Source organism: Mucilaginibacter sabulilitoris (genome assembly GCF_034262375.1).
In the GTDB taxonomy this organism is placed as follows: Bacteria; Bacteroidota; Bacteroidia; order Sphingobacteriales; family Sphingobacteriaceae; genus Mucilaginibacter; species Mucilaginibacter sabulilitoris.
In genome coordinates, this window is record NZ_CP139558.1 from 5,512,026 (window position 1) to 5,526,871 (window position 14,846).

A 14,846-nucleotide genomic window follows, 5' to 3' on the forward strand; every position below is an offset into this window, starting at 1 on the left:
ATGTATTTGTCACATTTTTATACCATCAATATGCCTGGCTTAGGGTATAAAAAAGAGCCTGTAAAATAATTTACAGGCTCTCTTATATTTTACTAAAACGGGTTACAACTCGCGCACCCAGATATTACGGAAACTAAGCGGCTCGCTTTTATCACCGTGAGCTTGTAGTTTTATAGGTGTGGCACCATGTTTTTTACCTTCATAAGATGGTTTACCAACGTATTGAGTTGGGCCAAGCAGTTCAAAGTTGTTTTCAACCAGCACACCGTTAAAGAATACAGTAGCTCTTGCGGCTGATTTTAATGTACCATCCTCGTTAAATACAGGAGCTGTCCAAACCACATCATAAACGTTCCACTCACCTGGTTTGCGGCATGGGTTTGCCAACGGAATAGCTTGTTTGTAAATACTGCCCGCCATACCATTTACATAGGTTTTGTTGTTATAAGCATCTAAAACCTGCAACTCATAACCCGGATCGCCTTTACCCAGTGATGCTAAAAACACACCGCTGTTACCGCGGGCCTGGCCTTCGCCTGTTATATTTGAAGGCACTCTCCACTCAATATGTAATTGGTAGTTGGTGAATGATCTTTTGGTTTCAATACCGCCGGTATGTTTATCAACCGTTAATACATCGCCTTTAAACGGCCATTTTGCCGGGCTTTTATCTTCGTTTGATACCCATTCGTCAAGGTTTTTACCATTGAACAAAATGATAGCATCAGAAGGGGCATCACCCAATACTTTGGCAGGGGTAACTACCTTTGGAACTGGTTCGTATACTTCTGTGTCTTCGTGTTTGGCGCCTTCCTGTGCGTTAGCCATCAAAAAGCTTCCGGCTAAAAGGGCTGTTAATATAACTGGATATTTCATATTGGTATTATAATTTGGTTTAAACGTGAAGCGTATTTTTTAAGTATGACGCGCTTTTGGTGATACTTACATAAGGATCAATATTGGTGTAATTTTCCTGTTCAACAATAAAATGTTTAACACCGCCAAGTTTGGCTTTACCCAATATGGTTTTAAAATCAATATCGCCATTACCTATTTCAGTATTTAATTCGGCGTTGGTTTTATCACGATCTTTAATATGCACAAAAGTAAAACGGCCCGGATGTTTCTGGAATATAGCAACCGGATCCTGCCCGGCACGTACAACCCAGTAAATATCCATTTCCATATTCACAAGTTTAGGATCGGTGTTGTTTAGTACTACATCATAAAAAGTAGTATCACCAACAGGATGCCATTCAAAGTTGTGATTATGATAACCTAATTTTAAGCCCGAAGCTTTACAGATCTCGGCAATCTTATTCATTTTTTCAGCTACGGCTTTACAGTCGTCAACCGTTTTGATGAAGTTGTGGTTTAATGAAGGGATGATAATATAAGTTTGACCGATAGTATTAGCCACCTCAATATAGGTTTTCAACTCATCGGTTTTACCCTCGCCAAAATAGCTGTCAAGGCCGTAGTGGCCGCTTGGAGTAGTTAAACCATTATCTTTTAGCAGTTGGCTAAAATCTTTACTGTGTAAACCCCAGTAACCTGTTTCTTTATTGTAACCAAAGGTCTCCACTTCCTTGTAACCGGCTTTAGCCACCTGGGCTATAACACCTTTTACATCTTTTGGTAACTGGTCGCGCAAGCTATATAATTGCAGCCCGATGCCATTAGCACTTTTGGCCGAAAGAAAATTAGGTTTCATCATTACACCTGCAGTAATTAATCCGGCCTGTGCTAAAAATGTTCTTCTGGTTGTCATGTATATTTATTTGGTTAATGTATTATTAGAGCAGTTATTTGCGATAAGGTTTAAACGTCGCAAATATGAACCGCTTTACGTAATGATGCTACTTTGTCTTTTTGCTTAGGTATAAACTCCTGCGCAACAAAACCTTTATGCCCGGTAGCTACAATGGCTTTCATAATGGCAGGGTAATAAAGCTCCTGTGTTTCATCAATTTCATTACGCCCCGGTACACCGCCGGTATGGTAATGATTAATGTATGGATGAAACTCCCGGATATTACGGATCACGTCGCCTTCATCTATCTGCATGTGGTAAATATCATACAGCAGCTTAAAGTTTTCTGATCCCAGTCTTTTAGCTAGCTCGGCACCCCATGAAACCCTGTCGCACTGGTAATCTTTGTGGTCAATTTTACTGTTCAGCAGTTCCATTACCAGAATTACGTTGTGTTTTTCGGCAAGGGCTACCAATGGCTTCAAACCTTCCACACAGTTATTCCAACCCGTTTCGTTGTCTTTACCGCGGCGGCTCCCGCTAAAGCATATCAGGTTCTTATAACCGGCCTCTGCTACTTTAGGTATCATTTCCGAATAGTTTTTCTGCAATTGCGCGTGAAACTGCTTATCGCCAAAACCATCGGTCAGGTTTATTTCGGCGCCATTACACATGGACGAATAAAGGCCATATTTTTTTAATGTAGGCCAGTCGGCAGGGCCAACCAGGTCTATACCTTTAATACCAATATCCTTGGCCGCGGCGCAAAGCTGCTCCACGGTCATATCGTTATAACACCAGCGGCAAACCGCGTGGTTAATATTGCCCTTTAAGGTATCAGCTGCCATTTGTTTTTCTTGTTCGGGTTGTGTAAATGAGGTTAACATACCTGATGCCGTTATGGCTGCAGTGCCGGCAAGCATATTTTTGATTGCCGATCTTCGGTTTTGATTTGATCCCATGATTTATATCTCGGTTTGTGCAGAAGGTTCCTGTATATCTAAACCCGGCTTAGTAGCCATGCTTGTTTTATCCCTGAATAATAACAGGAACAATACCAGTACTAAGGCGGCTATACCAGCCGGTATAAGCCAAATGGTTTGCCAGTTATGCGTCGTATCAGAGGTTTTCCAATGGTCTACTATCGGGCCGGAAATGTATGAACCTATAAGCATACCAACACCATATGTGGCTAAAGTAATAAAGCCCTGGGCCGCGCTTTTAAAACGCTCACCTGCTAAGTTATCGGTGTATATCTGTCCTGTTACAAAGAAGAAGTCATAGCATATACCGTGCATCACAATACCGGCAATCAGCATCCAGTCGTTATTACCAACGTTTCCGTAAGCAAAAAATATGTAACGCAATACCCAGGCTAACATACCCACAGCAAGCATTTTTTTAACCCCCAGCCGCACAAAGAATAAAGGCATCAATGCCATAAACAACAATTCAGACATCTGCCCCATTGATTGTTTACCTGCTGCGGCCGTCATACCAACCTCATTTAAGAACGGATTGGTAAAGTTGTAGTAAAACGCAAGCGGTATGCATATAGCGACAGAAGCCAGGAAAAAAGTAAGGTATGACTTGTTTTTAAGCAAGCCAATGGAATCAAGGCCTATAATATCGCCAAATGATGTTTTTTGTCCTTTTTTAACGGGAGGAGTATCTGGTAATGTAAAACTTAGCAATCCTAAAATTAATGACGCTATTGATGCCATTTTAAATGTAAGCACTAATGTTCCTGCTTTTTCCCATCCAAGCCATCCTATTGTTAAACCTGCAACTATCCATCCGGCAGTTCCAAACACCCTGATCCAGGGAAATTCTTTGCTCGGATTTTGCATTTGCTTAAATGATACCGAATTTACCAATGCCAGTGTTGGCATATAGATAATCATGTAAAATAAAATATTTGGATAAAATTTATCAAAATCAGCAATGGTGGTAGCATAAAAAAGGGATGCGGCCCCAAGTAAATGCAAAACGCCCAGTATCCTTTGTGCCGAAAAATATTTATCGGCAATTAATCCGATCACAAAAGGAGCAATGATGGCCCCTAATGATTGTGTAGCGTAAGCACCCGCATTTTGAGTACCTGTTGCCTTTAACGTTACCGTTAAATAAGTACCCATAGTAACAAACCATGCTCCCCAGATAAAAAACTCCAGGAACATCATTGTAGAAAGTTTCACCCTGATTCCAGTGGTCATAATAATTTTATAAGGTAGATAAATTCAGGGTTATTTCTTCAGCGATAAAATGTATTTAACCATCTCCTTGGCATCATTAACAGCTAATGCAGGGTGTGGTGTCATTGGAATATCGCCCCAGTTACCTTTACCACCTGCAATAACCTTATTGGCAAGCGTTTCAATATTGGCCTCGGTTGGCTCATATTTAGCAGCAACATCCTGAAATGCAGGACCTATCAGTTTAGTATCGACTTTGTGGCAGGTGTTGCAATCTGCAGCAGCCATTAAGCTCTCGCCTGTTGTTGAGCCCGCTGAACCGCCAGTTGCTTCGGTGCCGTTTTTGGCAACAACTGTATCGGCATCAGAATTTGATGCTTTAGCTGTTTGATTTGCAGCATTAGTGCTGTCAGCTCCGCCTTTGTCTGATGAATTGCCGCCACAAGCGGTAACTACCGCACTAATACAAAGAATAAAAAAAGCCTTTTTCATAAATAATTTGTTTTTTAATAATAACCTGCCAGGATAATATCTGTTTTTATTTATTGCTCCTGGCGGTTTTACGCCTGATTTTTGATAATTGATTAACGAGGGCGAAAAATACAATTTTTTATAACAAATGGTGTACTTTTTACACCGTAACTGTGTTTAAAAGTGTTGTTTTTTTCTTACCTCGCATGTAAAACACTAAACCGGCAAAAGCAACTATCAATACTACAGGGATAATAAGGGTTGTATTCAATACCTCAGGGCCAGCCGCTGATCTGGCCGCGTCAAAAGCTTTGGCCATATCTGTTCCTGCCGCCGCCGAACGGTAAGCATCAATATTAGCCCCGGCGGGGAGTTTCTGAACCATGATACCATCATAGTATCCGCCCATGAATATCATATAAATGGATACGCCAAACATACCAGCACCACCCATTAAGTTTAATCCAACAGCACCGGTGCGCGGCAAATTTTCTGCTACAAAGCCAATCATACATGGCCAAAAGAACGCCACACCCAGGCCAAAAACAACGGCAGCTAAATAAATGGCATCGCCAGTTAAATGAACCATCAGGTATATACCTAAAGCCGATAGAATGGCTGAGATAAGCAGTACGCCCTGAGGAGCCAGGCGGTGTACTATAGGGCTGGCAAACGCCCTGCCCAGTACTTGTACCGAAGCAACAAAGGTTAGGATCAGGATAGCGTTATCTGTTACCGTTTTGAACAGTACATCTGTCCATTGGTTGGTAAATAATTCGGTAATAGCCGTACCGAACATACATACGATCATGAATATAAATAATGGATTAACCAATGCCTTATACATATCGCCTGTGCTAACACCTGCGGATACCCGTTCGGTAACCGGAAATTCCAGTTTGGAGAAAAGAAAACCGTAGATGAGTGTAGGGATAAGCATCAGTGCTACCTCCAGCTGTGAAATCCAGTATGGTTTGGGCGATACGCCATGTGCAAGCGCGGTATCAAGCCCGAATACGATAAGCGTACCGATAACAATACCCGCCGGAAACCACAGGTGAAAGTGATTTAATTTGGTAGTTTTATTGTCTGTATACAAAGAAGCAACCAAAGGATTACAGGATGCCTCAACAGTACCGTTGGCAATGCCAATCATTAAGGTTGAAAGAAAAAGTGTCCAGTAGCCATTAGCAAAAATGGTGAGCAGGATACCAATCAAATGGAAAACAAACGCAGACACCAGCAGTTTTTTCATGCCGATAATATCTACAATAAAGCCTCCTACTATAATAGCCAACGGGAAGCCCCAGAAAGCCGTTGCAGCAATTGTTCCCAGTTCTGAAGCATTAAGATGAAATCTTACACCCTGGTCGTTCAGGATACCGGCACGGATGCCAAAAGATAATGATGTTACTAACAGGGATAAGCAACTGGCCCTGAAAAGCTGTGTACGGTTAATGGTTTGCATTTAAAGATACTTAGGTTAAATTAATTGGTTAATTGGTATATCAAATATAATGCTTTTATCTTCTCACACATCTATTTATGTCATTGCGAGGAGGAACGACGAAGCAATCGCATACCCGGCTTATTCGTCCTGCATGTGAGATTGCTACGCTTCGCTCGCAATGACATACTTTGAGTTTTTTAAATTCCCAGCGTTTTCCGGTTAAAAGCATCGTCAGAACCTGACGCGGCAAAATCATCAAAAGCACGCTCGGTAACCCTGATGATATGATCTTTTATAAATGTGGCACCTTCTCTTGCACCATCTTCCGGATGTTTAAGCGCGCATTCCCATTCTAATACGGCCCATCCTTTAAAATCATATTGGGTTAACTTGCTGAATATGCCCTTGAAATCAACCTGACCGTCGCCCAATGAACGGAAACGGCCCGCGCGGTCAACCCAGTTCTGGTAACCACCATAAACACCCTGGCGACCAGTTGGGTTAAATTCAGCATCCTTAACATGGAACATTTTAATGCGGTCATGATAGATGTCTATATATTCCAAATAATCAAGACATTGCAGCACAAAGTGTGATGGATCATACAGCAGGTTGGCACGTTTATGATTGTTCACCTTCTCTAAGAACATTTCATATGTGATACCATCATGCAGATCTTCGCCCGGATGTATTTCGTAGCAAAGGTCGATACCGTTTTCCTCGTACACATCCAGTATCGGTGTCCAGCGTTTGGCCAGTTCGTCAAAAGCTGTATCAACAATACCGGCAGGGCGCTGCGGCCATGGGTACATCATTGGCCAAAGCAAGGCACCACTGAAAGTTACCGAAGCGTTTAACCCAAGGTTCCTGGAAGCCTGCGCAGCATATTTCAATTGCTGCACGGCCCATTTTTGTCTTTCGGCTGGGTTATTACGATAAGCTTCGGGCGCAAAAGCGTCAAAAAGCGAATCATAAACAGGGTTTACTGCTACCAACTGTCCTTGCAGGTGGGTTGACAATTCAGTGATTTCTAATCCGGCTGCATTTACAATGCCCTTTATTTCGTCGGCATAAGTTTTGCTTTCAGCCGCTTTTTGCAGGTCAATAAAACGCGCATCTAATGTTGGCAGCTGAACACCTTTGTAGCCAAGGTCTGCCGCCCATTTACAAATAGACTCCAAACTGTTAAATGGTGCAGCATCGCCTATAAATTGTGCTATAAATATGGCTGGTCCTTTTATGGTTGTCATGGTAAGTTTTTAAATAGAAAATTCAGTCCACTTTTTATCTGATTTGCCCGAGGCTATTACATTTTCAATAAATGCCATGCCGCGGACACCGTCTTTAATTCCGGGATAGTCCTGTTCTTCAGGAGAAGGGGTTTTGCCTGCGATGCTTGCCTTAACGGTTAAGGCAAAGTTGCGGTACAGGTTGGCAAAAGCTTCCAGGTAACCTTCCGGGTGACCCGGAGGGGTACGCGTGTTATGCTGTGCAAATGAACTGGTGTAACCCGCGCCGGTGCGCCATACCTCCATTGGTTTATCGGTGTACATCAAGGTTAACGAATTGGCATCGCTCTGGTGCCATTCTAAACCGCCTTTTTCGCCGTAAACGCGTATTTTAACATTATTTTCTTCGCCGGCTGCAATTTGGGTAGCGGTTAGTACACCGCTTGCGCCGTTATTGAATTTAAGCAGCGCAGCGCCGTCATCATCAAGCTTACGGCCTTCCACCACAATATTAATATCGGCACATATCTGCGTTACTTCCAAACCGGTTACATATTCGGCCAGGTTAAAGGCGTGCGTGCCAATATCGCCCATGGCACCAGCTATACCACTTTTACCAGGGTCGGTACGCCATGAAGCCTGTTTATTATCATCGCCTTCCAGAAAGCTGCTCAACCATCCCTGAGGATACTCCACATATACTTTACGTATTTTGCCTAGCTTACCGGCTTTTATCAATTGCTTAGCCTCTTTAATCATTGGGTAGCCTGTGTAAGTATGGGTAAGGCAAAACAGTTTACCTGTTGCCTGTACCACCTTATCCAGTTCTTTGGCTTCGGCCAGCGAAAAAGTCATGGGTTTATCTAAAATAACGTGGAAACCATTCTCCAGCGCCATTTTTGCAGGATCAAAGTGTACGTGATTGGGGGTTACAATACTGATAACCTGTACACGCTCATCTTCGGGCAGTTGTTTTTCTTTTTCAATAAGCTCGTTGTAAGAGTTATATACCCGGTCGGGTTTTATACCAAGCAGCAAACCGCTGGCTTTTGATTTTTCGGGATTGCTGCTAAAAGCGCCGCAAACCAATTCATATTCACCGTCTATACGGGCGGCTATACGGTGTACAGCGCCTATAAAAGCACCCTGACCGCCGCCGATCATTCCTAATCTTAATTTCATTGATTGTGTTTTGGTTAATTTGGTTAGATCGAGGGGAGCAGGTCAAAATAAACAGTGATCATTCACATGACCACTATTTATTTGCTAATCATTCCAAAATTTCCGAAACACTACTCACCCTTTCAAAAACAAATTTAGTTATCATGTAGCCCAGGCTTTGTCACCTTTTTTGTAAGGAACGCAGCCGTCATATCGTCCGGGTACAGCAATGTAGCGCAGGGCTTTTGTTGCACCAACCTCTGATGTGAAGAAGCCCAGCAATGTAAGTTCCTTCATCATTCTGAAATAATGGTTAGGATCTTCTGGTTTCTTGTTTTTGGTATAAGCTTTTTGTTCCGCGTCAAGCTCGGTAAGCAATTCGGTGCGTTGTTTTGCATCGGCTTCCATAAACTTTTTGCCATTTTTTTTCTTGCTGGCATCATCCAGATCAGCTATACCTTTTACAAATACCTTCTGATCATCCGGCGTATAGCAATCCTGAACCATCAGGGCCATAAAACTGCCCACATTTGCTGCTTTTGCACCCGGGGTTGTAGTTGCAGGCAAAATGGTTTCGCTAACTTCATTAAATAAAGCAACGTTGTCTTCGTCAAACAGTTCGTTTACTTTTTTTGAAGTTGATTTACACCCGGAAATAAAAAACTCGGCCCCAATAATGGTACCTCCAAGTATTAAACCAACCCTGCCAATAGCTTCTCTTCTATTCATAATTTGGTTATTGATTTATTTAATTATCGAATTGTTGAATTATCGAATTATTGATTTAATAACTATTGAGTCGCTATATGCTGATCCTTAAGAAATCAATAATTCAATAACTCAATAATTCAACCCTATTTATAGCTTACGCTTTCAGTTTAAACCCATCAGGATAATCCCTCTGGATGTATTTGTTAACTGCATCAAAGTTGGTTACCTTCATTGCCTGGTTATCCCATACCAATTTCACGTCTCCACCCTGAAGATCATGACCACGTACAGCAAGGTTAGCCATTAACAATGCTTCGGTAAGCGGACCGGCCTTGTCAAATGATGAGCTTAGTTCGGTTTTACCGTATCCGGCAATACAGCCTTCAACCCATTGTGCGTAGTGTCCATTAGCACCGCCTGGTACACGTGCCCATTTTTGAGGCGCATTAGCGCTTTGGGTAAGTGATTTAGGCAACAGCGTTGCAGCATCAGAATAGGTGCTTGCGTACATTTTACCTTTTGTACCGATGAACAATGTACCGTTACCTTCTTCGCCGCCAAATTTTTCACTTGCTCCTAATTCAGCAGGTCTTTCTGGCTGTATACCGCCATCCATCCAGTGCATAGTAACGTCACCTTTGGTTTTATCAGTTTTAGGGAATGTTAAAGTAATGTGGCTTGACGGAGGGCAGCTTTCAGGGAAGTGACCTTGTTTAAACTCATCAACATACACACTACCAACGCTGGCCTGTACGTCTTTAACATATTGTAACCCGAGTACACGGAACGGAGCTTCAACCAGGTGACAGCCCATATCGCCCAGGGCGCCGGTACCATAATCCCACCATCCGCGCCAGTTAAATGGCACCAGTTTATCAACATAGTCTTTTTTAGGCGCAGTACCCAACCAAAGGTTCCAGTCAAGTTCTTTAGGAATGTTAGGGTCGGGCTGAGGCCATGCGATACCTTGCGGCCACACAGGGCGGTTTGTCCAGCAGTAAACGGTATGCACATCACCAATCAGATCAGCATCATACCATTCAGACATGAGGCGGGTACCATCGTTTGATGAACCCTGGTTACCCATTTGTGTAACCACTTTATATTTTTTCGCTGCCTCGGTCAGTAAACGGGCTTCCCAGATATCATGCGTCATTGGTTTTTGCACATAAACGTGCTTGCCTAACTGCATCGCATGGTAAGTGATAATGGCGTGGTTATGATCAGGAGTAGAAATAGATACGGCATCAAAATGTTTTGATTCCTTATCATACATTTCGCGCCAATCTTTATAATATTTGGCTTTAGGGAAAGCAGACCTTGATTTAGCAGACCTTCTGTCGTCTACGTCGCATAAATAAGCGATTTCGGCTTTGCCGCTTTTGTAAAAGTTGGCAATGTCGCTCTGGCCTTTACCGCCGGCGCCAACACTGGCAATAAGCAGCTTATCGCTTGGTGCAATAAAGCCTTTACCGCCCAATACAAAGCGCGGTACGATCATAAAACTTGCCGCAGCAATAGTACTGCTTTTAAGAAACTCCCGCCTCGACGGTTTCGGAGTACTTTTGTCCTGTTCTTCAGTCATGGGTATTATTATTTGGATATCTGGTTAATTAGATCTCGTTCTTTTTTAAGGCGTCAACAGCATAGTTTGCCGCCCGGGCTGTCATAGCCATATAAGTAAGTGACGGGTTTTGGCATGCAGCCGATACCATGAATGAACCATCGGTTACAAACACGTTTTTGGCATCCCAAACCTGGTTCCATTTGTTAAGAACCGATGTTTTAGGGTCATGGCCCATGCGCGCGGTGCCCATTTCATGGATGCCCCTGCCCAAAAACGGATTAGCGCTATGGCTTTGTACATCTTTAGCGCCCATTGCTTCCAACATTTCTTTAGCATCCTTCTCTATTTCGATACGCATCTTAAGCTCGTTCTCTTTCAGTTCAGCATCAAAAGCTAAAACTGGTAAGCCCCATTTATCTTTTTTGGTTTTATCAAGAGTTATCTTGTTTTCATGATATGGTAGTGTTTCGCCGAAGCCGCCCATACCTAACTGCCATGATCCTGGTTCGGTCAAGGCATCTTTGAAGCCACCGCCAATGTTCATTTCGGCAATGTCACGGCTCCAACCTTCGCGACTTGCGGCTCCCTGATAGCCAAAGCCACGGATATAATCACGTTTTTCGCCATTTAGGTTACGGTAACGCGGGATATAGAAACCATTGGCACGGCGACCGAAATAGTATTTATCCTCATATCCTTCTATCCTGCCCGACGCACCTACATTAAGGTGATGATCCATTACGTTATGGCCCAGTTCACCGCTGCTGCTGCCTAAGCCATCCGGCCAAATATCAGTAGCAGAGTTCATCATTATCCAGGTTGAATTAAATGTTGAAGCATTAAGGAACACAACTTTTGCAAAATACTCATAGGTTTGATTGGTTTCCGCATCAAGCACCTCAACACCTTTAGCTTTTTTAGTATCCTTATCGTATAATATTTTGGTAACTATTGACCATGGACGAACAGTTAAATTGCCAGTTGCCATAGCTGCCGGCAATGTAGCCGACTGTGTGCTGAAATAAGCCCCGAACGGACAACCCAGCCAGCATTTGTTACGATACTGGCAATTGGTGCGGTTATTATGCGGCACGGTGATATTAGCGGTACGGCCAATGATCATGTGACGTGCTTCTTTATAAAATTCTCTTAATCTTTTAGATACGTCTTTCTCTACGCAGTTCATTTCCATAGGCGGCATAAAATCACCATCGGGTAAAATGGGCAAACCATCTTTATTACCGGAAATGCCTGCAAATTTTTCTGCATAGCTGTACCACGGCGCAACGTCTTTATAACGGATTGGCCAGTCAATGGCGATGCCATCTTTCAGATTGGCTTCAAAATCAACATCGGCCCAGCGGTATGACTGCCTGCCCCACATTAATGAGCGGCCGCCAACGTGGTAGCCCCTGAACCAGTCGAACCTTTTTATTTCTGTATACGGGCTATCTTTATCACTTGCCCAATAATCTAAATTGGTTTCGTTTAATGGATAATCGCGTTTTAATACCGGGTAGTCTTCGATCATTTTCTGGGTGCGGCCCCCTCTGTGCGGGAACTCCCATGGTGCTTTATTAGCGTTCACATAATCTTTAACGTGTTCGATGTTTCGGCCACGCTCCAGCATAATGGTTTTCAAACCTTTTTCTGTTAGTTCTTTGGCAGCCCACCCGCCAGAAATCCCTGAGCCAACTACTATAGCGTCATAAGTGTTTGCAGACATATTTATTCGGTTAAATGAATTTGTTTATTAATTGGTTACACCGTTAAATGTATGAATAAAAATTATTTTACAAATATTTCATTGTGTTTTTTTTACACTTAGGAATTAGTGATCAGCTTTGAGTTCTGAGTACGGAGTTTAGCCTCAATAATTTATATCAGGTAAAACTCATAACTCATTACTTTCAACTTAATACTATATATTCCCTTTTTTCATTTCACTAACCGCATAGTCGGCCGCGCGGGCGGTCAGGGCCATATAGGTTAGCGATGGGTTCTGACACGAGGTTGAGGTCATGCAGGCACCATCGGTTACAAATACATTATTAACAGCATGCACCTGGTTCCATTTATTAAGCACAGATGTTTTAGGATCATGCCCCATACGCGCGCCACCCATTTCATGTATGTCCAAACCGGGCGCCCTATGATCGCTGCTCGCCTGAATATTGGTAAAGCCGGCGCTGGTAAACATTTCTGTTAACTGCTCAATGTAATCCTTTTTCATCTTCTCATCGTTGTCATCATAATCCATCGAGATCTTTAACAACGGCACGCCCCAGTCATCCTTTAACTTGGCATCAAGCGCCACGTAGCTGGCTTCTTTAGGTATGGTTTCCCCCATCATGTGGGAGCCTACCGACCATGGACCCAGGTCATCATTTACCAGGTTATCTTTAAGGCTGCTGCCTATGCCATCCCAGCCGCGCTGCCTGCGCCTGTAAGCACTGAAGCCAGATGCGTAACCGCGTAAAAAGTCGGTTTCTTGTTTGAATACGTTCCTGAAACGCGGGATGTAACCGCCGCCGGCCGGATTGCGACCATCGGTTGTCCACTCTTTAAAACCATCGTACTCGGCACTCATATGTGCCGAATAATTATGAAAGGCCACATATTTGCCCAATACACCGCTATCATTCCCTAATCCATTAGGGAAACGGTGCGATGTAGAGTTTAACAATACAAGGTTAGTATTCATGGCGGCCGCATTTACAAAAATGATGCGGGCGAAATAATCAATGGTTTCTTTGGTATTGGTATCAACAACACGAACGCCGGTTGCCTTACCCAATTTATCGTCGTAAATAATAGAGTGCACCACAGAAAACGGGCGCAGAGTTAAATTGCCCGATTTTAATGCCCAGGGTATGGTTGACGAGTTGGCACTGAAGTAGCCGCCAAACGGGCAGCCACGCTGGCAAAGAATGCGCTCCTGGCACTGCGCCCTGCCCTGATCCAGATGAATCTGGTTTGGCTTTGATAAATGCGCACACCGTGCACTGATTACGTGACGGTTGCTGTATTTACTTTTAACATGCTTGCTGAAGTATTGCTCAACACTGTTAAGTGGAAACGCTGGTAAGAACTCCCCATCGGGCAGTTCGGCAAGACCATCTTTATTGCCTGATATACCCGCAAATTTTTCAACATAACTGTACCATGGCGCTATGTCTTTATAACGGATTGGCCAGTCGACCGCAAAGCCATCTCGGGCGGGACCTTCAAAATCAAAATCGCTCCAGCGCTGTGTTTGCCTGGCCCATAATAATGATTTACCCCCTACCTGATAGCCGCGGATCCAGTCAAACGGCTTATCCTGAACATAAGGGTGCTCTTTATCTTTCACAAAAAAGTGGGCAGCATCTTCATGAAAGGCATAGCAACGATTCACTATAGGATTAGCTTCCTGAACAGCCATCGGCATTTCGCCGCGGTGCTCAAACTCCCAGGGGTACATATTAGTTGTAGGGTAATCCTTAATATGCTTTACATCGCGCCCACGCTCCAGCATCAGAGTTTTGAGCCCTTTTCCGGTAAGTTCTTTAGCAGCCCAGCCACCACTCATCCCCGAACCAATTACTATAGCATCAAAAGTACGGTCCTTAACGCTATCAATATTTAAATTAGCCATTTCTTATACTGCTTGCTTTTTCCTAACCGGGTAAAACGCGTTGTACCTGCCCGGTACCAATTCGTAAACCACTTGTTTAGTCATAAAATATTTTGAGGTGGTATAGCCGTTTACCGTTTGCCCTTTGACCATACCATAAAAACTTTTCAATTCAGCAGGATAGGTTGTACTTTTAGGGTCTTTATCCTGTTCAATACTCAAAAGGGTTTGTTCGCGCTGTTTTTGATCACACTCGCCAAATGAACGACTGTATTGCTTTTTAACAAGATCTGTAAACTGGCCCATACCGGTCATAAAATCCTGCTGATCTTTTTTGGTATAACAATCATCAACCATTTTTAATACAAATAGATGCAACTGCAGATCCTTAGCACCAGGTGTATTTGTTTTAGGGATAATGGTTTCGGCCATATCACCAATCAGCTTTTCCTGATCGGCATTAATATCAACATTTTTAAGTTTAACTGAGGCTTTGCCGCTATTATGTACACACGATGGCAATAATGCCGCCCCCCCAATAATTAATGCCAGATTTTTAATAGCGATACGCCTGTGCATATAAAGTAAATTGTTTTAGCAATGTTTAATTAAATATACCTGCATTATAAAATGTATACAGGTATATTTTTATAGTTGGTATGTTTTGGTTCGTAAACGATTTTCAAACTTAGT

Annotated in this window: 13 protein-coding genes; all 13 read right to left on the reverse strand. The window is 43.1% G+C overall.

Annotated features, from left to right (window positions below; all coding sequences use genetic code 11):
• Positions 1–102 precede the first annotated feature (102 nt).
• Positions 103–876 carry a 3-keto-disaccharide hydrolase gene (locus SNE25_RS23570; protein ID WP_321561469.1) on the reverse strand — a complete coding sequence of 258 codons (774 nt, stop codon included), beginning with the start codon at positions 874–876 and terminating at the stop codon, positions 103–105.
• 19 nt (positions 877–895) lie between these two features.
• On the reverse strand, positions 896–1,771 hold the full coding sequence (locus SNE25_RS23575; protein WP_321561470.1) for a sugar phosphate isomerase/epimerase family protein: 876 nt from the start codon (positions 1,769–1,771) through the stop codon (positions 896–898).
• A 50-nt stretch (positions 1,772–1,821) separates the two neighbouring features.
• Positions 1,822–2,715: a hydroxypyruvate isomerase family protein gene (locus SNE25_RS23580; RefSeq protein WP_321561471.1), complete on the reverse strand. Its 894-nt coding sequence runs from the start codon at positions 2,713–2,715 to the stop codon at positions 1,822–1,824.
• A gap of 3 nt (positions 2,716–2,718) precedes the next feature.
• Positions 2,719–3,969 (reverse strand): nucleoside permease, encoded by a 1,251-nt coding sequence (locus SNE25_RS23585; RefSeq protein ID WP_321561472.1) that lies wholly within the window; start codon positions 3,967–3,969, stop codon positions 2,719–2,721.
• A 30-nt stretch (positions 3,970–3,999) separates the two neighbouring features.
• Positions 4,000–4,440, reverse strand: a complete 441-nt coding sequence (locus tag SNE25_RS23590; RefSeq protein WP_321561473.1) for a c-type cytochrome — start codon at positions 4,438–4,440, stop codon at positions 4,000–4,002.
• A 139-nt stretch (positions 4,441–4,579) separates the two neighbouring features.
• Positions 4,580–5,887, reverse strand: a complete 1,308-nt coding sequence (locus tag SNE25_RS23595; protein WP_321561474.1) for an MFS transporter — start codon at positions 5,885–5,887, stop codon at positions 4,580–4,582.
• Between the two features lie 179 nt (positions 5,888–6,066).
• Positions 6,067–7,119, reverse strand: a complete 1,053-nt coding sequence (locus SNE25_RS23600; RefSeq protein ID WP_321561475.1) for a sugar phosphate isomerase/epimerase family protein — start codon at positions 7,117–7,119, stop codon at positions 6,067–6,069.
• A gap of 9 nt (positions 7,120–7,128) precedes the next feature.
• Positions 7,129–8,280 (reverse strand): Gfo/Idh/MocA family protein, encoded by a 1,152-nt coding sequence (locus SNE25_RS23605; protein ID WP_321561476.1) that lies wholly within the window; start codon positions 8,278–8,280, stop codon positions 7,129–7,131.
• A 141-nt stretch (positions 8,281–8,421) separates the two neighbouring features.
• Positions 8,422–8,988 carry a gluconate 2-dehydrogenase subunit 3 family protein gene (locus tag SNE25_RS23610; RefSeq protein ID WP_321561477.1) on the reverse strand — a complete coding sequence of 189 codons (567 nt, stop codon included), beginning with the start codon at positions 8,986–8,988 and terminating at the stop codon, positions 8,422–8,424.
• 136 nt (positions 8,989–9,124) lie between these two features.
• A complete protein-coding gene (locus SNE25_RS23615; protein WP_321561478.1) occupies positions 9,125–10,555 on the reverse strand; it encodes a Gfo/Idh/MocA family protein in 1,431 nt (476 codons plus the stop codon).
• Between the two features lie 28 nt (positions 10,556–10,583).
• Complete coding sequence (locus tag SNE25_RS23620) at positions 10,584–12,263, reverse strand: GMC family oxidoreductase (RefSeq protein WP_321561479.1); 1,680 nt, start codon at positions 12,261–12,263, stop codon at positions 10,584–10,586.
• 195 nt (positions 12,264–12,458) lie between these two features.
• Positions 12,459–14,174: a GMC family oxidoreductase gene (locus SNE25_RS23625; protein WP_321561480.1), complete on the reverse strand. Its 1,716-nt coding sequence runs from the start codon at positions 14,172–14,174 to the stop codon at positions 12,459–12,461.
• Between the two features lie 3 nt (positions 14,175–14,177).
• On the reverse strand, positions 14,178–14,732 hold the full coding sequence (locus tag SNE25_RS23630; RefSeq protein WP_321561481.1) for a gluconate 2-dehydrogenase subunit 3 family protein: 555 nt from the start codon (positions 14,730–14,732) through the stop codon (positions 14,178–14,180).
• Positions 14,733–14,846: the final 114 nt, after the last annotated feature.